A 21,071-nucleotide genomic window follows, 5' to 3' on the forward strand; every position below is an offset into this window, starting at 1 on the left:
TCTCACACGAAAGAAAGCTGTTCTTCATTCAGCCGCAACGCTTCCAGGAATACCCGGCTAAACACCAGGATTGCGCAGCCTACGATCAACGAGCGTACCGACTCGCTGTTGACGCCATAATAAATTATTAACAGCATTTTTTCACTGGCGGTCAGTATCATCACCTGCAACATGCCGGCCAATGAAGGGAACAGTACATCGACAATCAGTAAAATGCCGATGATCTGCAGCAACAGCATATTGTTGCGGTGCCAGACATTGCCGCGATAAAACTGATAAAACAGCCCGGCACCGCACAGCAGCGCGCTGTAATAAGGCACGTAGGCGAACATATCCAGCAACAGGGTGGTGAAAATCGCCCAGCGCTGCTGCGGGATGGCGTAGGCATTCAACTCCGGGTAGTAGTCGCGATAGGCGGCCACAATGCTGTTGAACGCTTCGCCCTGCACCCAGCCCTGGATAATCATAAACATCTCCACGCCGGTGCTGATAATCAGCATCGCCATGATCAACAAACACAAGCAACGTACGTAAAGTGGAAGGTGGATCCGTGGCACGGCAGCCATAACAAGTTCATCCTTGGAAAACAGCAATAAGTTATCGTAAAACGATAACTTATTGCTGTCAACGATCAAGTTGACTGATGAGTAGCGACGGGAACAGGCAGATATGGACGTAAAAAAGCCGGGGGAACCCGGCTTTTTCCGAATGCTCGATAGGTTTAGGTTTAGACCAGTTCGATCACGTCGAACTTCGCTTCACCGCTGAGATCCGCTTCGTAATCAACGCCCTGCAGACCAAAACCGAACAGGCGCAGGAACTCGGCCTTGTAGCCCTGGTAATCGGTCAGCTCATTGATGTTGTTGTCGTTGATCTGCGCCCAAATTTCACGGCAGGTGTTCTGCACGTCGTCACGCAGTTCCCAGTCGTCCAGACGCAGACGATGCTTCTCGTCGGTGTCCGGTGCGGTACCGCTGTAAAGTTTGGTGGCGAACAGACGTTGGATTTGCTCGATGCAACCTTCGTGGATCCCCTGAGCCTTCATGATTTTGAAGACGATGGCGATGTACAACGGCATTACCGGAATGGCCGAGGAAGCCTGAGTCACTACCGACTTCAGCACCGCAACGTAAGCGGCGCCGCCTTTGGCCTTCAGCTTCTGATCGATGGCCTGAGCCGCGCGATCCAGATCTTCTTTTGCTTTGCCCAGCGTACCGTGCCAGTAGATTGGCCAGGTCAGATCGGTACCGATGTAGGAATAAGCTACAGCCTGTACGTTGTCTGCCAGCACGCCGGCTTCCTCCAGCGCGTCCATCCACAGCTGCCAGTCCTGGCCCCCCATCACTTTGACGGTATCGGCAATTTCTTGCTCGTTGGCAGGTTCAACCACGGCTTCTACCAGCACGTCTTTGTTGGTGTCAAGCGCCACGGATTTGTACGGTTCGCCGATAGGTTTCAGCGCCGAGCGCACCACTTCACCGGTTTCCGGCATTTTACGCACCGGGGAAGCCAGCGAGTAAACCACCATGTCGATCTGACCCAGGTCCTGTTTGATCAGGTCAATAACGGTCTGACGGCATTCGTTGGAGAAAGCGTCGCCGTTAATGCTTTTCGCGTACAGGCCTTCTTCTTTAGCTGCCTTATCAAAACCGGCAGAGTTGTACCAACCGGCAGAACCGGTTTTGCCTTCGCTGCCCGGCTTTTCAAAAAATACGCCGATGGTGGCCGCACCGCTGCCGAACGCAGCATTGATACGTGACGCCAGGCCGTAACCGGTAGAGGCGCCAATCACCAGCACCTTTTTAGGCCCGTTTTTCAGTTCGCCACGGGATTTAACGTAAGCAATTTGCTCGCGGACGTTGGCTTCACAGCCTGCCGGATGAGCGGTGGTGCAGATAAAACCACGAATTTTAGGTTTGATAATCATAGTAATTTTGTCTTGGTAGCTAAAAACCGAAGGACAATATACCTGATTTTCACAATATACTTAAGACAGGCGCATTGCAGAATCGCAACAAGCCCAGTGAGCAGACCAGTCTCGCCCGGTAAACTCTGGCCACAAAGGGAGACCATAAAGCGTGATGGCCTGGGGAGTTTACGGCGAAAAGTACCTTGCCAGCTGGGTACACGGCCATCAGGTCAGGATTTTCGGCCCTGACCTGCCGGGGCGTAATCAGACCTTCTTCTTTTCCAACTGTTCAACTAGCGTATAGCGCAATGAGGACGCATCGGCCGGTACGTTTTCAGCCTGGGTCACCTTAACCTTCAGGCGATAGCGGTAGCCCGGTTCAAAGTTGAAACCTTCAATCTGGCTATAAAACATTTCCCACTGCCCTTGTATTGAATGACGCACCTGCATGCATTTCATTGGGGAGACGCCCATGCAATCCACCAGCGCACTGTTAACCAGTAACACTTCCGTATGGTCACCCTTGTTTTTCTTGGGTTGATTCACTGAGGTTCCCTCTTGGCTGCAGCCAGCCAAACCGGCGACGGCAACAAATAATAACGCTTGGATTTTCAATGTAATGCACCATTGACTGTTTGGGTGGGAGGGATAGTACCAAAGCTACGGCTACCGGGGCCAGCGGCGTGTTCCGAATTGATCGGCGAACCGAAATCCCCGGCCCGCCGTTTTTTCAGAACTGCACGTCCGCAGTTTGTATCAACTGGGCAAAAGGACCCGAGAGAGTCAGATTATGATGCCTGATTATCGCCTCGGCACTCAGCGCCTGCGTATCGCTACAGGTATGCGCATCGGCGACCAGTAGCGTTTGAAATCCCAGCTCACCCGCCTGCCGACAAGCGGTATCCACGCAATATTGCGTTTTCATTCCCATTATCGCTAACCGGGTTATGCCTCCTTCGTTCAACTGCTCGGCCAGCCCCGTGTGATAGAAACAGCTGGGCCGGTTTTTATCTATAACCCTGTCCACTGCCGCATCGATTGCCAGACGCGGGTGTAGTTGCCAAAAATGACTGCCTGCTGCGATCGGTGAACCTTCTGGCCCGGCATGGCGCACAAAGAATATGGGGCAGCCCGCATCGCGCGCCCTACCAATCAGCACGTTGATATTAGTCAGAACGCGTTCGCCTTCATAAGGCGGCTCCGGGCCCTCGTACATGCCAAGCTGCATATCAATGATCAAAAGTGCGGTACGGTGATGATGTTGTTGCATGTGAATCTCCGTCGTTACCAACCAGGACGGAGCATAAAGACACCCCGGCCATTGCTGGCGGGGCTTTGGGGAACTGCGTTTTTAGCTCACGCGCACCCTTACGGCCCGCCAGAAAAAGGCGGTTGTCGTGGTTGTGGTAGAGGTGAGCAAGGTATATTTCATCACTCGATAATGCTTAAGGTCGGCAAAGGAGTCAATGAGGTTTATAAAGGGAAGATATTACCCAGTGCAACGAGAAAGCCCTGGCAAATTTGCCAGGGCTTTTTTGAGTGCTTAGCTTGGAGAGGATACCGTAAAGTGTTGGGTCGTTATTTCTTCACCATAACTTTCCTCCATATCAAACGAGTATTTAAATGCCCAACTGACGCCATCTTGAGCAACAACCGGCACCCCCACGCCAGAGAAGCAACGCCCCTCCAGGGAGATAGCCAAATAATAGGCTGCGGCTGAATGCAGCACTTCGTCGTATACAATCGCCGGATCAATCGGCAGCGGCAAACGGCCCAGGTACTTACTTAAAAGGACGGCACCTTCGAACCCACCCCCTACCGCTACCTTGGTTAACGCTTTTGCCTGCTCCGGAGTTAGTGTCACACCGTTATGCTCATCAATAATCAGGTTTGTCATTTTGGTTCCTTTGTCATTATCACTGTATCCATATACAGCGAGCGGACTTTATCAACTTATTTTCGGGATATCACACGACTGGCGATGTGCCCTTGGCGACACACCTTAATTAAAAGATCATGAATATTGATAGCGTCGAAATCCCCAAATAAACAAACCAGGCTATTAATCATAAACTGAAAAAATACCACAAAAAAATATTCAATCAAAAATACAATTATCGTAATAATCATATCTATTGCAGAGCAATATTTTTCGCCAAGTAACACTGTATGGTTATTAATATCGATGCATCATCAAAAAAGATCAGTGGATCAAATACAAAGCCAAGATAATCATAATTGTTACCTTTTATTAAACGGTAGTAGGCACCTTCACGCTTAGGAAAAAAACTTAAAAAATCGCAAAAGGAAACAATTATCATGTTATGTACCAAGACTGGCTCTGGTCATCCGATTATTTCCGCCTGGGTTATTTTCCGGGGATTGGATATGGAAATCAGTTGTTGAGGGTATGATTGACCATAGATATGGTCCTATAGTATTCAATGAATCAATATCTGTAACTTTTGGTAGTGACTATAAAAAGGCGAAAGACTCGCTGGATCATCTGATCGCCTCTTGTAATGAAGCACCTTATTTAGTGGATAACTCATTGGGTGCATTAATTGCTTTACATTACGCATCCCTCGCGCCCTCTCAGGTTAAAGGCCTTCTTATGAGTGGAGCGCCAGGCCAGATTGAAGCGGATGCCGGCGTATCATTAAGTGAACTGCGTACGGGCGATACTAAATATGCTCGTTCTTTGATGAGCAATGTTTATTTTGATAAAAGCAAAGTGCCACAACGTGGAATAGATGAGATTTCTCATCTTTTCAGTGATGAACAGATTCATAAAAACATCGTAAGATGGTTATCATTCAGTAGAAAGTATGATATCCCAGACACTCTTAATAAAATGGCCACGCCCACCCACTTTATTTGGGGGGAACATGATATGATAACTCCCATGGAGCCATGGGTTACGCTATCGCAACAATTAAAAAACGTCAGTATGACTGTAATCAAAAATTGCGGACATAGCCCAATGCTAGAGGCACCGAAAAAATTTATAGCCGAATTATTATCCTTACTAAATACCGAAGTTACTAGTCAAAGATAAGCCATAGTTATCAGACTACTCTACCCATCTTTAAACCCCGCTATCAATTGCGGGGTAAAGTTGGTTGGCAGAATTCTCGGAACGATTCGGAAAAAATTCGACATAAAAAGACATTAACGGCCGGTCATCAAATCACCGGTTAGCCCTCAAACTCGCACGACCCGTCCACGTATTCTAAAGCGCGGTACGGATACAGTCGAAGCCAGCACTGATCGATAACGAAAGGCATTTTTGGAAAATAGCCGGAATCCATCCCGGCATTATTTTACATAACATCCCGAGTCGTAATACCAAAATCGCATCTGACTCATCAGCAGTATGCTGACAGGCAGCTCTTTGCTTCGTCGGTGGTCTGTTGTGTGCTACGAATGGGAAACACAACGTCCGTACCGACGACACCATCAACTGGCAATCTTCAGATGACATGAATAACTCTCCGACATTTCGGTTGGTAGGTGATTGATTTGTGCGTGTATGTTAAAATGCCAAATATTTTTAATTAATGAGTGCGAGTTTTAAAATACATGAATGACAACAAAAACCATGACATTGAATTTCTCAGAACACTGGCTATTACATTTGTTATTTTGGCGCATATTGCCGCATGACTTTCCCCAGAATCCGCATACTGGAAACTATTGGACATATCAAGATTCGGGAGCGGAGTTGACTTATTTTTCTGTGTATCTGGATTCATTATAACAAAGTCGATACTTGACCAAATACCCAAGGATAGAACCCTTTCTTCATTCTTAAATTTTTCTCTCCCTTTTTGGGTAAGACGATTTTGGAGACTCATTCCATCCGCATTTCTTTGGATTTCCATTTCTGTCGTTTTATCAATACTCTGGGGTGGGAATGGCGCATTTCTTCCTATTGAGGTTTTATATAAGTCAGCTTTTGCTGCTGTAACACAAACCTCTAACTTTTACTTTTCAGAATGCAGGCCGCTGGGTATTTGTGGTGATCTTTGGATTTACTGGAGCCTATCTTTAGAAAATCAGTTTTACTTCCTGCTCCCGGTGATAGCATTTTAATGCCGCGTAAGTTAATTTACTTTTTTATTGTTGTTTTTATTGCCCAGTTTTTCTTACCGAGAACTCTAAATACATCCACCCCATTCATGTGGGCATTAAGGACTGATGCAATTGCACTTGGTGTTACTATAGCGGTTTTAAACACAAGAATAATAAATAGCGAAACGATAAAATCATTAAATGGAAGAGTAAATCACCCATTTTTCATATTTATCACGCTGACTATTTTATTGGCGATACTTACAAGCCCGAAACCTATTGTGTTCTTTTCTGTTGGACTAACCGCTTTATTCTCTGGTATTTTTGTGCTTATCGCAAGCATAAACATAAATGTTTTTTCATCAAACATGGTAATCAGGAAAATTTGCGACTACATAGGTTCACGATCATACTCCATTTACCTTACCCACATTGTAATGATAAGCGTAGTCAAAAGCATTTTCTTCAACGAACACACTGATTTTAGTTTATACATGGAGCTGATTTATATTTCTTTGTTTTTGGCACTAACACTTATATTTAGTGAACTTAACTATAGATTTATAGAGGTTCCCTTCCGTAAATACGGAAAGGTGAAGTCAATTGCCATGCGCTCACCAGTATGAAAACGGTAGCTGGGGGAGACTCATCTCCCCTAACAACGCCCTATGAATACTCGTAAATAAAATAATCACTCCAAATGCCTCTCGACCACCATCTTTACCTGCGCGGCGGGGCAGCGCGTCCGGCATACTTCCTTTGGCGATGTTGATTTTGAAAATATAGCCGCGAGACGATTTTCGGTTTGATCCGCAATGTGCCTTCGTCTGATACCTATCATTAGAGACTTGGCACTGTGATCGACCGCTATCGGCTGGCCAGCACAACCAATTCCATGCTCAGTGCCGGTATCAGAAAAAACAGCCCTGACGGATCTCTGCCCCCAAACAGACTGACTAAAAAATTTGTGGTAACGCGAAAAGCTTCTGGGCTGGAGTTTGAAGAAAATCCGCCGACGTTCCACGAGATCCGAAGCCTGGCCGGGCGGTTATATAAGAAGGAAAAAGGGAAGGATTTTGCACAGAAATTACTGGGGCACAAATCCGAAATGATGACGGAAAAAATACGTCGATACGCGCGGGAAAGAATACGTAATGCTGTAAAAGACCGAATATCAAAATTCGGACATAATTCGGACAATTAAAAATAAATCCTTTAAAATCAATAGCATAAAAAAAGACCGAATACGATTCCTATATTCGGTCTAGGGAAATGGCTCTTGGGAGAGAGCCGTGCGCTAAAAGTTGGCATTTTGTGCAGGGCTTGTTCAGCCATGCACTTTAAGAGTAGCTTACCGCGCTAGTTTTGCCAGCCTCGCACACGGGTGGTGACAGTTACGTTTTGAAATTAATTCCGCGCAATTTCTCAGCACCGATTAACCTCTGGCTAAGCCATTGTGGAGCAAGCCATTAGTTCGCGCACAGCTTCTCGGCGCGCTCACGATATGGCTCTATGCTCATTTTTTTGCCGGGATTGGCAGCGTCATCCAGCAGGATCACATCCAGCGGCTGGGCGCGCTGCTGCCCTGCTTTCACCTGCGCTTCTGCTGCGGCGTTAAGCGGGTATTGCATCAGCGTGCTGTTGTTAAGTACAAATAGCGCGCCGCCGCTGCGGCATTGCAACGTCACTTCTTCTTTGGTGAACGCCCACTGCTTGCCGTATTCCAGCTTGGTGATGTTAACCAGTTGGTCTGCCGCCAGCGCGCCGGTCGCGGCGGCCAGCAGCGTGATGCCAAGTAATACCGATTTCATGTTATGGCCTTAAGGTTGCTATTTGATTCAATTTTCCCGCAGTTTATAGGCATCCGGCAAGCCGCAATATTACACCGGCGCATAGGTTGCAAATAAACTGACCAGCAGCAGTACGCATGCGCCCAGCACAACCTCAATCCAGCAGGCCAGCATCAACCCGCGCTGTGCCAGCCTGGGTACGCTGCTCATCGCCGGTACGATGGCGTAACGGTTGGCCAGCGCCACCATGACCATCAGCGCCACTAGCGCAGTTTTGAACAACAACAGGCGCTGATATGGCGAAGCCACATCCAGCGGCCAGTTGCCGAGAATAATCAAGCTGTTAATTATGCCGGTCAAGATAACCAACGCCACCGCCAGGTGCCCCCAGCGCGAGAAACGTATCAAGGTGATCACCGCGTCGCTGCGCCACTGCGGTTGAGCAAGATAGCGCAGGCAGGTCAACAGCGGCAGCAGGCTGCCAAACCAGTAACCGGCGGCCACCAGGTGCAGCGCATGGTTAAAACGGTGCAGCGCGCCGAGTGCGCCCCCATGCATTGCCGCATGACCGATAAACGCCATGCTGACCAGCAGCAACGTGGAGAGCAGCGCCAACAGCGGTGTACGGCGTTGCTCCGGCAGCCACAGGCTTAACAACGCCAGCAGCGACATCCCCAAATGCCAGCGCCAGACCTCGCCGAAGGTGGTGCCCAGCACCGCCCACCAAACACCGGGTTGCCAGGTATCGGCCCAGCCATCCCCCATCTGCCCGGCCTGAATCGCCAGCAACGCCACGGCAGAAAGCCCGGCAAGCCAGGTGCTGGAAACCAGCAGAGGACGCACGTCACGGGAGAGATACGGGGAAAGGCGCTGCGGCGACAATAAGGCGGTGAACAGGCTGCTGCCAAACATCAGCATCACCGCCGCAAAGTGCACAAAGCGACACAGAACAAACAGGGCCGCCAGACTCATGGCTTAGTTGACGGTGAAGCTGTACTGGCCTTTGGTTTTATGGCCGTCGACCGAAACCACATGCCAGCTAACGTTATATTTGCCGGCAGCCAGATCGTCTTCGATAGGCAAATTGATCTGGGTGTTGTTGTTCGCGTCGAGCTGCAATTTACCGGTTTTCACTTTGGCATCGTTCGGGCCGGTAATTTTCACGCCGCTGAAGTTAGGCTCAATACCTTCGGAGAAATTGAGCGTCAGCACCTTCGGTGCCGGGCTGACGATGGCATCTTCCGCCGGCGTCTGCACTTTCAAATGGGCATGCGCCAGCGCCTGCTGCGAGGATAGCCCGACAAACAACACAAAAATAGTAGAAAGCAGGCGATACGAAGAACGAATTTTACCGATCACAGTGATATCCCTTAAAGCAATAATCGAGGGTGATAAGGGTTAAGGCCGGCAGCCGGAACCCACCGCAGATGATTGCGCCACGGGTAAACAGAAGAACGGGAATAACGGCTAACCCGCTGTTTTGACTCTCTACCCTCCCTGTAGCGTATCGTATTAAATGATAACGAGACTCGATCCGTAAGTCGAGCAGAACGCTGGCATTCTGCGATCTGGCAGCACGTATCGCTGCTAAACCATGCTAAATGCAGGGCATAAAAAAACCGCGCACCAGGCAAAGCCCGACGCGCGGTTATTCAGCGCAGATTTAACCCTGGCCGTTGCCGTTTTCACCGGCCGCACCCATTTTCTTCAGATCTTTATCGATGAAGAACAGAGCCTTGCCGCTGTTGCCCACCAGCGCCAGTTTATCCAGCACGGATTTGAACAGTTTCTCTTCTTCGTGCTGCTCAGCGACATACCACTGCAGGAAGTTGAAGGTAGAGTAGTCATGAGCGGTCATTGCCGCATGCGCCAGCTCGTTGATCTGGCGGGTAATCAGTTGCTCATGTTCGTAAGTCTGTTGAAACACGTCCGCCAGGGATTCGAACTCAACCGGCGGCGCGGCAATGGTGCCCAGCAGCGGCAAGGAGCCGGTATCGCTCAGATAATCGAACAGACGTTGCATGTGCTGCATCTCTTCCTGAGAATGCTCTTTAAGAAATGCGGCCGCGCCTTCAAAGCCTTTATCGCTGCACCATGCGCTCATTTGCAGGTACATGTTGGCGGAATAAAATTCCAGATTCAGTTGCTCATTCAGCTTTTTGGTCATTTCTTGCGTCAGCATAATTATCCCTTTTATTTTGCAGGTATCGATTTAATTTTTCCGCATTATGCCTTGGTAAGAACAAAATAAAAACACCTGATTTACATCATGCGTCATTTAATTTTTAATCAATTAAAAATCAATACGTTAAATTAAATATTAATTATTCATCTAAATTATTATGATAACTATTTTCATCTGTACATTTATCTCAAAAACGAATCATTCTTATTTAATAAAACAAATAGATTGCATTACCTTCGGCATAATAAATAAACGCTGATGGCTGGCGTTATTCCCGCTGCCCTGCTCACCTTGCGCTTCAGGCTTGCCAAGCGCCGCCGGGTGCATTACCTTCTGCGCTGATCCAATGCGGTGACAGTAAGGAGAATACGGTGGGTTACAATCTGGCAGAGCTTTCCAAAGAAGAGATGGACAAGGTGAACGTTGATCTCGCGGCTTCCGGCGTGGCGTTTAAAGAACGCTATAACATGCCGGTGATCCCGGAAATGGTTGAACGCGAACAGCCGGCGCACCTGCGCGACTATTTCCGCGAACGCGTGGCGTTCTATCGCGTCGAATCACACAAGTATTCGCGTCTGCCGTACGAGCCGAAATCCAAGTAAAAAACCCGCCGTCATGGCGGGTTTTGCATCACTTTGCGGCAAATCTGTCGGTGGCCAGCATCAGCTGATGCAGGATACCCGGTTCATCGAAGGAGTGCCCTGCACCCTCGACGATATGCAGCTCCGCCTCCGGCCAGACCTTCGCCAGATCCCAGGCGTTTTGCACCTGGCAAGCCATATCGTAGCGGCCGTGGATGATCACCGCCGGGATATGGCGAATCAACGGAACGTTGCTCAGCAGCTGATCGTCGCTGTCCAGAAAGCCCAGATGGGTAAAGTAGTGGTTTTCGATGCGGGCGAACGCCAGCGCAAAGTCATCCTCACCAAAGGAAGCGGACTCGGTGCTTGGCAACAGCGTTACCGTCTCCCCTTCCCACACGCTCCACAACTTCGCCGCTTCAAGCTGCACTTGCAGATCCTTTGAGGTCAGGCGCTGGCGGTAGGCCGCGATCACGTCCTTACGCTCTTCCTCTGAAAGAATCGACAGCACGCGCTCCCATTTCTCCGGGAAGAAGCGCGAAGCGCCGTCCTGGTAATACCAGCTCAATTCCTGCTTACGCAACGTGAAGATGCCGCGCAACACCATTTCGCTAACGCGCTGCGGATGGGTTTGCGCATAGGCCAACGCCAGCGTCGATCCCCATGAGCCGCCGAACACCAGCCATTGCTCCACGCCGGCCATTTCGCGCAGGCGTTCAATGTCCTGCACCAGATGCCAGGTGGTGTTGTTGTCCAGGCTGGCGTGCGGTTTGGAGCGTCCGCAGCCGCGCTGATCGAACAGCATCACCTTGTAGCGCTGCGGATCGAACAGTTGGCGGTGATAGGATGAGATCCCCCCGCCCGGTCCGCCATGAATAAAGACTGCCGGCTTACCCTTCGGGTTACCGCTCAGTTCCCAGTAGATCCGGTGGCCATCCCCTGTGTCCAGCCAACCGCTGTCATACGCTGCTAACGGCGGGTACAAACCTCGTAATTGTTCCATGGCGCTTCCGTTTCTGTGGTCATACCCTCATAAAAGCCGAAGCGGCCCATCAGGTCAACGGTAAAACCTGAAAACTCCCACACTCCCCGGCAAGTTAGCGTGCGTTTGCTTAAAATGACCGCAAAATACCGGCCGGGTCAGCCCAAACGGGCATAACCAGCGCGCGGGTCAGCCTCTTTTGCGCAAGTGCGGCTCACGCATTTCCTGAGCGGTTTTCGCCTCGATGCCCAGTTCCGCCGTGGGCCGCAGTAACAGACGCGGCAGGCCAATGGGCTCCCCTGTTTCAAGGCAATAGCCGAACTCTCCGTTATGAAGCCGCGACAACGCCGCAGCGATTTTCGGCAACAAGCGGCTTTCGCGGTCCAACTGGCGGAACAGCAATCGCAGGTCTTCTTCACGCGCGGCTTTATCCGCTTCGTCGCCGGAGACTTCACCGCCGTCGATGTCGAGTTTCAACGCATCGATGTGCAGCAGCAATTTTTGCTGCTCCTCCAGCAGGCGTTGGTGAAAAAACGCCTGCTGTGCCGGGTTCATATAATCAGACTCCGGCATGGCCAAGAGCTGCTGTGGGTTTAACAAGGAAACGACGGTCATTGCGCTCTCCCGCGATAATTTATTTGTTATATTATAACATATCAAACCAATTAAGCAGCCTTTCACAAAAAACAAAATACTCACGCTTAACAAGCGATTGACTAAAACATACGTTTTCATGCTTGCAACCAACCGGTGTAAGGTGGTTAATGGCTTAGCAAACCACCCACCCATAGGTAACTGAGAGGCCAACATGAGTAAGGGAATGGATAGCAAGAAAAATGCGAAGAAGAAGCCGTTGAAAACCCCTGCTGAGAAACGCGCAGGCAAACGCGCCAAAAAAGGGCAAACGTCCGGCGAGTAAGCGAACTTCTAACCGTAATTAAACCCGCCGAGGCGGGTTTTTTGTTGTCTGAAATTGCTCAAACCGCCCCAACGGTTGGCACGGGCGCTACTGCCGGTTAAGCTAACGCAGTGCTGTTGCCCCTGAGGAAACCATGATTTTACGCGTAATAGACACTGAAACCTGCGGGCTGGACGGCGGTGTGGTGGAAGTCGCCTCCATCGATCTGATCGACGGCCACATCGCCAATCCGATGAGCGACTTGGTCAGCCCCGATCGGCCCATCAGCATTGATGCGATGGCTATCCATCACATCACCGAACAGATGGTCGAGGGTAAGCCGCGCATCGCGGTGGCGATCGGCCGCTATCTGGGCAGCCCTTACTATGTGGCGCACAACGCAGCGTTTGATCGCGGCGTGCTGCCGGAAATGCGCGGTGCCTGGATATGCACCATGAAACTGGCGCGCACCCTGTACCCGGACATCAAATACGGCAATCAGTATCTGCGCTATGCGTTGAATCTGGAGGTGCAACTGCCGCAAGACACCACGCTGTACCCGCATCGGGCGCTGTACGATTGCTACGTAACCGCTGCGCTGCTGCAACGCATCGTCAAAGATTCAGGGTGGACGCCGGAACAAATGGCGCAAATCACCGAACAGCCGGTGCTGCTGAAGAAATTCAAATTCGGCAAGTATCGCGGGCAGGAAATTGATCGCATTGCGCAGGAAGATCCCGGCTATCTGCGCTGGATGTTGAAGTCCATCGAGGATCTCAGCCCGGACATGAGGCATACGTTGAAATACTATCTGTTCGGCTAAAAAAGCGGGCAGCAATCGCCGCCCGCCTGCAAATTACTCCGCCAGCGCCAGAATAAAGGCGTACTCCAGCGCAATATCCTCATAGGCTTTGAAACGCCCGGACTTGCCGCCGTGGCCGGAATCCATATCGGTATACAGCAGCAGCTGACGATCGTCGGTTTTCAACTCGCGCAGCTTCGCCACCCACTTGGCCGGTTCCCAGTACTGTACCTGCGAATCGTGCAGCCCGGTGGTCACCAGCATGTGCGGGTAATCTTGCGCTTTCACCTGATCGTACGGGCTGTATTGTTTAATGTAGTCGTAATACGCCGGCTCGTTCGGGTTGCCCCATTCGTCGTATTCGCCGGTGGTCAGCGGAATAGACTCATCCAGCATGGTGGTGACCACGTCGACAAAAGGCACCTGCGCCACGATGCCGTTAAACAACTGCGGCGCCTGATTGATCACCGCCCCCATCAACAGACCGCCGGCGCTGCCGCCCATGGCGAAGACGCGTTTGGCGTCGCCATAGCCCTGCGCGATCAGCGTTTCTGTCACGTCGATAAAATCGTTGAAAGTATTTTGCTTCTTGAACAGCTTGCCGTCCTCATACCACAGCTGCCCCAGCTCGCCGCCACCGCGAATGTGCGCCAGGACGAAGACAAAACCGCGATCCAGCAGGCTCAAGCGGCTGGCGCTGAAGGCCGGATCCATGCTGCTGCCGTAAGAGCCGTAGCCATAAACCATCAACGGATTGCTGCCCCGGATGAAACGATCCTGGCGATAAACCAGCGAGACCGGCACCTCGACGCCATCCCGTGCTTTCACCCATACCCGCTCGCTGCGGTAATTTTCCGGCGTGAAGTTTTTCACTTCCTGCTGCTTGAGCATCACGCGCTCGCCGCTGTCGAGATTAAGCTCATACAGCGTGGTCGGGGTGGTCATCGAAGAGTAGCCGTAGCGCAGCAATTCTGTTTCCGGCTCAGGATTGTAGGCCAGCCAGGTGGTATAGGTCGGATCGTCAAAAGCGATGCGTTTCACTTCGCCGCTCTGCCAGTGGATCTGGCGCAGTTGGGTCAGGCCTTCGCTGCGCTCCTCCACCACCAGCCAGTCACGGAACAGGCTGAAGCCTTCAAGCATCACCTCGATACGCGGAGCGATAAGCTCCTGCCACTGCGCTTCATCCGCCTGCTCGCTCTGATACAGACCGAAGTTCTTGCCGTCCTTGTTGGAGCGGATATAGAAATGCTGATGGTAGTGATCGATGCCGTATTCATGATCCTTGCGGCGCGGCACAAACATCTGCGGCGTGCTGTCGGCGCGATCGGCGTCCAACAGCAAAATCTCCGAAGTGGTGGTGCTGCTCAGGTGGATCAGGATAAAGCGTTCGGAGGTGGTTTTTTCCAGCCCGACGTAGAAGGTGTCGTCCAGCTCTTCGTAGATCAGTTGGTCGTGCTGCGGATCTGTGCCCACCACGTGGCGATACACCTGATAGGGCAGCAGCGTTTTGGCATGTTTACGCACGTAATAAACGGTGGCGGAGTCGTTCGCCCATTCGAAGCTGCCGGAGGTGTTTTCCAGCACTTCGTCGGCCCAACTGTCGTCGTTCAGATTTTTAAAGCGAATGTCATACTGCCGGCGTGACAGGAAATCCTCCGCTACCGCCAGTTTCTGGTTGTCGGGGCTGACTTCCAAACCGCCCAGAGTGTAAAACTCGCGTTTTTCGGCGCGCTGATTGCCGTCGATCAGCGTATCCCAGCGTTCACTTTCCGCCTGTGGCTGACGAACATAAATCGCGTATTCGTTGCCCGGCTCGAAACGGGTTTGATAACGGTAACCGTGCCTGACATAAGGCACCGAGTGCTCCTGCTGGGGGATACGCGCCACCATCTCTTCATACAGCGTCTCACGCAACGCCTGCTGCGGTTTCAGCATCGCATCGGTAAAGGCGTTTTCCGCCTGCAGATAGTCCAGCACTTGAGGGTCTGCCCGCTCGTCGTCGCGCAGCCAATAGTAGTCATCCACGCGCGTATCGCCGTGGATGGTGATGGGATAAGGTCGTTTTTCTGCCTTAGGGGGTGTCATCATTGCTAAATCATCCGCTTACCTTGATTAAGGCAAGAGTGACACGATTCCCCCCGGCTTGCCAAGCGGCGCTACGCCAGCTCGCGTTTTTTCTCGTTGACGTCGTTTTCAATGCCCTGCTTGACGTCCGCAGGGATCTTCAACGACTGCGCCAGCGCATCGAGATAGCCGCGTTCCATAAAGTGATCGACGTCGATCACCATGCAGCTCAGGTAATACACCTCAAGCGCCTCGTCTTCGTTTTTCACGCTCTGGGCGATCAGATCCGGGTTTAAGGGTTGGTCGATCGCCTCCTGCACCCATTTTTGCGCTTCCTCGCCCACCTGCAGCTGTTCCAGGCTGTGGTCGATGGCGCGTTTTTCTTCCGCATCGATATGGCCGTCGCTCTTGGCGGCAAACACCAGCGCCTGCACCAACCGTTTGGCGCGCAGATCCACCGGTGTAGTTTGCAAGCCAAACTGCGGTTCGTCCTGATGGGTTTCTTTTACCCGCTGCTTGTATTTATTCCACAACACCGCGCCAACGGCCGCGCTGCCGCCGATAATCAAGGCGTTTTTACCGAACTTGCCCACCAGCTTGCGCGAAGATTTGTTCGCCAGCAAAACGCCCACCAGGCCCCCCAATGCGGTCGGGGCCAGCAGTTTGCCAATGCCTTCCGCCCCACCGATGGAACCGGCCTTTTGCCCAATCATCGATTGAATCTGCTGCATCCAGTTATTTTTCATGCTCTACCCTTTGCGTGAGGAAACGAGGCGCGCAGGCACGGAAAAGCCAACCGCCGATGAACCGTCAGATTAGGGGATTTTTTGTCAACTTACGTATGGGGGATGAAAACCTGTGTTTAGCGCAGAGAAAACGATAACGGGCCACGCAGGCCCGCCATTTTTAGTGCTTCAGCCTTCTTCGCCCGGCTGTTCTTCGTCCTGCTCATATTCCGCCAGTTCGTCACGCATCGCCTGAATCGACTCACGGGCCAGCAGCGCCAGCGTACGGTAAAAACCGGTGGTGGCGTGCGCCTCCACTTTACCGAGGAAACGGCCGCACCAAGGCAGCAAGTACTCGTCAAACAGGGTGATTTGCGCCTGCACTTCGTCTTCCTGCGATTGATCTTCCAGCCAGGAGGCAGCCAGCAACAGGGAACCGAAGTGATCGGCCGGCGCTTCGCCAAGCGGCATGCCGCGTTGCTGCAGGAAAGTGCGAACTTCCGCCTCCGTTGCCCCTTCCACATAAGCGGAACGGAACGGCGACACGCTGCATTCGCTGCCGACAAACATCGCGTTGAAATCGGCGGAAAGCAGGTTCACATCGCATCCCTGCTGCAAGCGCGTCAGCAGTTCGTCCTGCTCCAGCGGCCAGTGTTGCTGCAGCTTGCCCTCTTTAATCAGCGTGAACAGCGGCACCAACAACGGATCTTGCGGCTGACGGTAAAACAGCGTACCCAGCACGCGGCAAACAACGGAAAATTCATTCATGATAATGCCTTATACAATACGGAAAATTTGCCGGGACGATGTCACAAATCGGCCAATTCCGCAATCGCCGGCTTGCCGCGCCGCTCGAGAAAGTCCAGCAGGCGCCGTGGGCTGACGTTGAGGATCCGTTCCTGCGGAAATTCCACTTCAGCGATGATGCGTTCACAGTGCTCGAAGCCGCCGAGTGAGAAAGCGATATGTGAATCCGACCCCAGTGCCAGCCAACCGCCTGCATCACGCACCGCAGCGGCAATCGCCCGGCAATTGTCCTCGCTGCCCTTGCGTGAATGGGTGAATGACGAGTTATTCAGCTCCAGCGCCACTTCATACTTCGCGGCCGCTGCGGCGACCGCTGCGATGTCGATCGGATACCTTGGGTTGCCGGGATGGCTGATAATGTGCACATCCCCTTGCGCCATCGCGGCGATCATCGCTTCGGTATTGGCCGTCTTGTCCTGCGGCGCAAATACGGGCTCGTGGAAACCGGCGATAATCACGTCGACTTCGTTCAACATCGGCCCGGTGCAGTCGATATCGCCCTGCAGGTTTTTGATGTTGGCCTCGATACCTCGCAGGATCCCTACGCCATCCACCAGACGTGGCCAGACGCGCATGTTCATAAAGTGCCAGTAATGCGGAGCATCAGCCATATCCGGGCCGTGATCGGTGATGGCGAACAGTTTGATGCCCTTTTGATGGGCTTCGACGATGTAATCATGCAGCGTACTGTAGGCGTGGGTACTGGCAACGGTGTGCATATGCAAATCAACAGGGTACATTATTTCTCCTTCTGGCGGCCTGCCAAAGGGACGGCGGCAGGCCGGGTTTCTTATTAGCTTAGCAGGTGAGTCACCGAAAGGTCAGTAACCAAGTTGCACATCCACCACCCCTGCAGGCGTTTGCCCGGCCTCTAAAGTGCGGATGTTGGCGGCTATCTGGTCCATCGCCTGTTCCGGCAAGGTGATGGCAGCAATATGCGGGGTAATGGTGACACGCGGATGACGCCAGAACGGGTGTGCCTGCGGCAGCGGCTCGTTGACGAACACATCCAGGGTGGCGGCGGCAATCTGCCCCTGATCCAGTGCCTGCAAGAGATCGTCCTCAACCAGATGCGCGCCGCGGGCGATGTTGATCAGATAGGCTCCCGGCACCAAATGCGCGAACAGATGGCGATTGAGGATAGCGGCGGTTGCCGGCGTGTTCGGCAGCAAGTTGATCAGCAACCGAGTGCCCTCGAGAAACGCGGTGCACTGCTCTGCGCCGGCAAAACTCTCAACGCCATCGATCTGCTTGGGGCTGCGGCTCCAGCAGCGTACGTTAAAACCGAACTCCACCAGCTTTTGCGCCACGCTTTTCCCCAGAACGCCTGCCCCGAGGATGCCAATGGTGAAATTATCCTGTTGATGGGGATCGAGCGGTTGCCATTTTTGCTGCTGTTGCAGCAATTGATACTCGTCGAAACGACGGAAGTAACGCAACACGTAGCTCAACGCATATTCCTGCATCTGTTGCGCCATGCCGGTATCTTCCAGGCGCAGCAGCGGGACGCCCGCCGGTAACGTGCCGGGATGTTGGCGCTCTTGCTCGAGAATGGCATCGACGCCCGCTCCCAGGGCGAACACCCCTTTCAGTTGCCGGCGGTTAGCCAGCATCTCCTGCGGCGGACGCCACGCCAGCGCATAATCCGCTGGGCGATCGTCGCCGGGTTGCCATTCGCGAACGTTGGCCTGCGGCAGACGCTGTTTGATGCCTGCCAACCAATCCTGGGCGTTAAATAAGGGGTGGTAATAAATGATGTTCATCGGTCAGACTCCGTCTGTTTTTTATGCATTTTCATCCAGATTTCCGCGATTCGCCGACAGATGCAAGCGCTAAAGCCAAAAACGCAAACAGCCCCGACCAGTGGGGCTGCTTTTTTTATCCTGCAGAGATCTCAGGCTGCGACGCGGGCGTCGTGCCTTATCAGCCGGCGCAACAGCGGGATTAGGATCAACATCACCACGCCAACGCCCGTAGCCCCCCAGCCCAGCGCACTGAATATTTCGCTGTAGCCGGGGTTGGTCAGAGCCGGAGTGCTGCCGCTGTTTTCTGGCATCAGGCCGGAGACATAGCCCGCCAACACCGAAGCGACGCCGGTGACCATCATCCAGCAGCCCATCATGACGCCCTGATAACGCGGTGGCGCCAGCTTGCCGATCATCGCGTAGCCGATCGGGGAGATCATCAGTTCGCCAATGCTTTGCAGTATGTAGCTGATTGCAATCCATTTAAACGCCACCAGCCCGTCGCCGCCGGCCAGGCTGATGCCCAACGGCAACACCAGCATGCCCAACCCGATGCAAAACAACGAGCCGGAGAATTGCAACGGGATATCGATATTGCAGCCACGGGCTCGCAAGCGGTTAAACCACCAGGCCATCAGCGGCCCGCCCACGACGATCACCAACGTGTTGATATTCTGGATCCACTGCGGAGCGACCTGAATACCGTAGACGTTCAGGTTGATATTGTGCTCGGAGAACAGCATCAGCCCCATAGGCGCCAACTGGTACAGCGCCCAGAATACCAATGAACCCAGCGCCAGAATCAGATAGGCCACCATGCGACGGCGCTCTGTGCGCGGGTGGTGACGCAGTGTGACCACGCACAGCATCAGGAAAATCAGTACGCCGAGGCCAATCACAAAGTGGCCGCTGAATTCCGCATGGGTCAGCATCACCCGGATAATGGGCACCAGCGCCACCAATACTGCCAGCCCGACCAGCATACGCCAGCGGTATTGCGCGCGGCTGGCGTCATGCAACGGCGTGTTGAGATCGGCCAGAATGCGCCAACGGCTGACGGCGACGATAATCGCCGCCGCATTGCCCAACGTGGCAAACAGGAACAGTGCGCGGTAGTTTTCGCTCAACTGGAAATAGCCGGCCACGGTAAAACCGACGAAGAAGCCAAGGTTCATCCCGGCGTAGTTCCACAAAAACGCCGATTCGCGCCGATCGTCATCCGGCTTGAAGCGCTGGGTGAGCATCATATTGATGCAGGTGACGTTCAGCCCGCTGCCGGTCAGGAACATCGCCAGCCCCCAGTACAGGCCCCAAACGCCCGCCACAGCAATCAGCGCGCAGCCGATCACCTGCAGCACCATACCCAGTACGAACAGGTTGCGGTTACTCAGAAAGCGCCCGCCCAGGTAGCCGCCGAACATATGCAGCCCATAGTTGAAGGCGCCGAACACACCCATCATGGCGTTTGCACTGCCCTCGCTGAAGCCCAGGCGTTTGGTGGCGTAGAGCACCAGCGTGGAGTACAGCACGGCAAAACCCAACGTGGCGAAGATTTGGATAAAAAACAGTGCCCCGGCGCCCGGGGGGATGGCGTGACGCTGATGCGCCGCCGGCATGGAGTCCGATGGAGTCAAAGTGAACCTCTGCTGCATGATGCCCGTCGTATTTCAAGCCGCAGCGCCGCTGGCTGCCCGTTGAAATTCGTCGAGTCCGTTATTTTAATTGATCAGTCCCTGTCTGCGTTATCGCTGGCGTACGGCCCGGCAACCTGCGCGGCGGTGTGATATTCCTTGCCAAATCCTCCGCGTCAGCAGCGATCTATTTAGCGACACATATGACTAATAATCCAGTATTAATGCATATAACAGCACAGCCCAAGACTTCTCTGCTGGTATATTGAGCTGTTGTATACCAATACACTCAAACATTAGTCTGTGAGATAATTTAGCATCGTTACTATCCCTCGGGTACGCATTGGGCAGCGGTTTATCGCTCGGGAAATCAGCAAATTGCTGCAACTTTAGCTAAACAGTCATTGTTATGTCACAAGAGGGTTGACGCTGAGATCAGATTCTCCTACATTAGCGCCCGTCGACAGCGCAATGCGTTAGCGATGCTACAAAACGGTGAGGTGTCTGAGTGGCTGAAGGAGCACGCCTGGAAAGTGTGTATACGCGTAAGTGTATCGAGGGTTCGAACCCCTCTCTCACCGCCATATTCTAAAGAGAAAGCCTGGATTCGCGTCCAGGCTTTTTTTTGTCTGCAACACAGGGAATACGCCAGCAGGCCTAAGGATCCACAGGGTTCGCCGCAGTTTTCGACAAACTGAGCAGCACGTGAGCGGACGCGCCGAAACGCAGAAATTCTGCTTGACCGGCTCGCCCCCACTCCCTATAGTAGCGCCCCGTTGCACCAGAGAGTACGCAACGAAAAAATACGGTGAGGTGTCTGAGTGGCTGAAGGAGCACGCCTGGAAAGTGTGTATACGCGTAAGTGTATCGAGGGTTCG

Annotated in this window: 21 protein-coding genes, 1 tRNA gene and 1 pseudogene; 6 read left to right on the forward strand and 17 right to left on the reverse strand. The window is 52.7% G+C overall.

The features are described from left to right. Positions 1 to 2: 2 nt before the first annotated feature. From SPL01S_RS04555 to SPL01S_RS04575, 5 genes are all read right to left on the reverse strand, one after another. On the reverse strand, positions 3 to 566 hold the full coding sequence (locus tag SPL01S_RS04555) for a DUF2975 domain-containing protein (protein ID WP_062871324.1): 564 nt from the start codon (positions 564 to 566) through the stop codon (positions 3 to 5). A gap of 161 nt (positions 567 to 727) precedes the next feature. Further along, a complete protein-coding gene (gene fabV / locus SPL01S_RS04560) occupies positions 728 to 1,927 on the reverse strand; it encodes an enoyl-ACP reductase FabV (protein ID WP_004943136.1) in 1,200 nt (399 codons plus the stop codon). Between the two features lie 246 nt (positions 1,928 to 2,173). Continuing rightward, complete coding sequence (locus SPL01S_RS04565) at positions 2,174 to 2,524, reverse strand: DUF4377 domain-containing protein (protein WP_020438857.1); 351 nt, start codon at positions 2,522 to 2,524, stop codon at positions 2,174 to 2,176. Between the two features lie 115 nt (positions 2,525 to 2,639). Continuing rightward, complete coding sequence (locus SPL01S_RS04570) at positions 2,640 to 3,179, reverse strand: cysteine hydrolase family protein (protein WP_063197844.1); 540 nt, start codon at positions 3,177 to 3,179, stop codon at positions 2,640 to 2,642. Positions 3,180 to 3,452: 273 nt separating this feature from the next. Then, the gene (locus SPL01S_RS04575) at positions 3,453 to 3,806 is read right to left on the reverse strand and encodes a hypothetical protein (protein ID WP_063197846.1); all 354 of its coding nucleotides are present in this window, start codon (positions 3,804 to 3,806) and stop codon (positions 3,453 to 3,455) included. A gap of 513 nt (positions 3,807 to 4,319) precedes the next feature. Here SPL01S_RS04575 and SPL01S_RS04585 point away from each other — a divergent pair. From SPL01S_RS04585 to SPL01S_RS24375, 3 genes and pseudogenes are all read left to right on the forward strand, one after another. Further along, positions 4,320 to 4,967, forward strand: a complete 648-nt coding sequence (locus SPL01S_RS04585; RefSeq protein WP_232246016.1) for an alpha/beta fold hydrolase — start codon at positions 4,320 to 4,322, stop codon at positions 4,965 to 4,967. Between the two features lie 970 nt (positions 4,968 to 5,937). Next, complete coding sequence (locus tag SPL01S_RS04590) at positions 5,938 to 6,609, forward strand: acyltransferase family protein (RefSeq protein WP_147424931.1); 672 nt, start codon at positions 5,938 to 5,940, stop codon at positions 6,607 to 6,609. 218 nt (positions 6,610 to 6,827) lie between these two features. Further along, positions 6,828 to 7,146, forward strand: a pseudogene (locus SPL01S_RS24375) (tyrosine-type recombinase/integrase); the annotation flags it as partial. A gap of 306 nt (positions 7,147 to 7,452) precedes the next feature. On the opposite strand, the gene SPL01S_RS04595 reads toward SPL01S_RS24375, so the two are convergent. From SPL01S_RS04595 to ftnA, 4 genes are all read right to left on the reverse strand, one after another. Then, complete coding sequence (locus SPL01S_RS04595) at positions 7,453 to 7,794, reverse strand: YebY family protein (RefSeq protein WP_063197854.1); 342 nt, start codon at positions 7,792 to 7,794, stop codon at positions 7,453 to 7,455. A gap of 69 nt (positions 7,795 to 7,863) precedes the next feature. Beyond that, complete coding sequence (gene copD / locus SPL01S_RS04600) at positions 7,864 to 8,745, reverse strand: copper homeostasis membrane protein CopD (RefSeq protein ID WP_063197857.1); 882 nt, start codon at positions 8,743 to 8,745, stop codon at positions 7,864 to 7,866. A gap of 3 nt (positions 8,746 to 8,748) precedes the next feature. After that, complete coding sequence (gene yobA / locus SPL01S_RS04605) at positions 8,749 to 9,132, reverse strand: CopC domain-containing protein YobA (protein WP_013812465.1); 384 nt, start codon at positions 9,130 to 9,132, stop codon at positions 8,749 to 8,751. Positions 9,133 to 9,436: 304 nt separating this feature from the next. Beyond that, positions 9,437 to 9,955: a non-heme ferritin gene (gene ftnA, locus SPL01S_RS04610; RefSeq protein WP_004943119.1), complete on the reverse strand. Its 519-nt coding sequence runs from the start codon at positions 9,953 to 9,955 to the stop codon at positions 9,437 to 9,439. A 374-nt stretch (positions 9,956 to 10,329) separates the two neighbouring features. Between ftnA and SPL01S_RS04615 the strand changes: the two genes are divergently transcribed. After that, positions 10,330 to 10,560, forward strand: coding sequence for a DNA polymerase III subunit theta (locus SPL01S_RS04615; protein WP_063197859.1), 231 nt, complete (start codon positions 10,330 to 10,332; stop codon positions 10,558 to 10,560). A gap of 28 nt (positions 10,561 to 10,588) precedes the next feature. On the opposite strand, the gene pip is transcribed toward SPL01S_RS04615, so the two are convergent. Further along, complete coding sequence (gene pip / locus SPL01S_RS04620; RefSeq protein ID WP_063197862.1) at positions 10,589 to 11,542, reverse strand: prolyl aminopeptidase; 954 nt, start codon at positions 11,540 to 11,542, stop codon at positions 10,589 to 10,591. Between the two features lie 168 nt (positions 11,543 to 11,710). After that, positions 11,711 to 12,136: a TraR/DksA C4-type zinc finger protein gene (locus SPL01S_RS04625; protein WP_063197864.1), complete on the reverse strand. Its 426-nt coding sequence runs from the start codon at positions 12,134 to 12,136 to the stop codon at positions 11,711 to 11,713. A 437-nt stretch (positions 12,137 to 12,573) separates the two neighbouring features. Here SPL01S_RS04625 and exoX point away from each other — a divergent pair, with 437 nt between their 5' ends. Then, on the forward strand, positions 12,574 to 13,242 hold the full coding sequence (exoX, locus tag SPL01S_RS04630) for an exodeoxyribonuclease X (RefSeq protein ID WP_063197867.1): 669 nt from the start codon (positions 12,574 to 12,576) through the stop codon (positions 13,240 to 13,242). Positions 13,243 to 13,275: 33 nt separating this feature from the next. Here the strand turns inward: exoX and SPL01S_RS04635 are convergent, their stop codons facing one another. From SPL01S_RS04635 to SPL01S_RS04660, 6 genes are all read right to left on the reverse strand, one after another. Then, on the reverse strand, positions 13,276 to 15,309 hold the full coding sequence (locus SPL01S_RS04635) for a S9 family peptidase (protein ID WP_006324734.1): 2,034 nt from the start codon (positions 15,307 to 15,309) through the stop codon (positions 13,276 to 13,278). Positions 15,310 to 15,377: 68 nt separating this feature from the next. After that, positions 15,378 to 16,031 (reverse strand): tellurite resistance TerB family protein, encoded by a 654-nt coding sequence (locus tag SPL01S_RS04640; protein WP_013812460.1) that lies wholly within the window; start codon positions 16,029 to 16,031, stop codon positions 15,378 to 15,380. A 168-nt stretch (positions 16,032 to 16,199) separates the two neighbouring features. Next, positions 16,200 to 16,778, reverse strand: coding sequence for a TorD/DmsD family molecular chaperone (locus tag SPL01S_RS04645; protein WP_062792782.1), 579 nt, complete (start codon positions 16,776 to 16,778; stop codon positions 16,200 to 16,202). A 41-nt stretch (positions 16,779 to 16,819) separates the two neighbouring features. Next, positions 16,820 to 17,557, reverse strand: a complete 738-nt coding sequence (locus SPL01S_RS04650; protein ID WP_063197869.1) for a phosphatase — start codon at positions 17,555 to 17,557, stop codon at positions 16,820 to 16,822. Between the two features lie 81 nt (positions 17,558 to 17,638). Further along, a complete protein-coding gene (gene ghrA, locus SPL01S_RS04655) occupies positions 17,639 to 18,580 on the reverse strand; it encodes a glyoxylate/hydroxypyruvate reductase GhrA (RefSeq protein WP_063197871.1) in 942 nt (313 codons plus the stop codon). Between the two features lie 131 nt (positions 18,581 to 18,711). Further along, on the reverse strand, positions 18,712 to 20,178 hold the full coding sequence (locus SPL01S_RS04660; protein ID WP_063197873.1) for a peptide MFS transporter: 1,467 nt from the start codon (positions 20,176 to 20,178) through the stop codon (positions 18,712 to 18,714). A gap of 509 nt (positions 20,179 to 20,687) precedes the next feature. On the opposite strand from SPL01S_RS04660, the gene SPL01S_RS04670 reads away from it, so the two are divergent. Further along, a tRNA-Ser gene (locus tag SPL01S_RS04670) sits at positions 20,688 to 20,777 on the forward strand. The last annotated feature ends 294 nt before the right edge of the window (positions 20,778 to 21,071 follow it).

The organism is Serratia plymuthica NBRC 102599 (assembly GCF_001590925.1).
Taxonomy (GTDB): Bacteria; Pseudomonadota; Gammaproteobacteria; order Enterobacterales; family Enterobacteriaceae; genus Serratia; species Serratia plymuthica.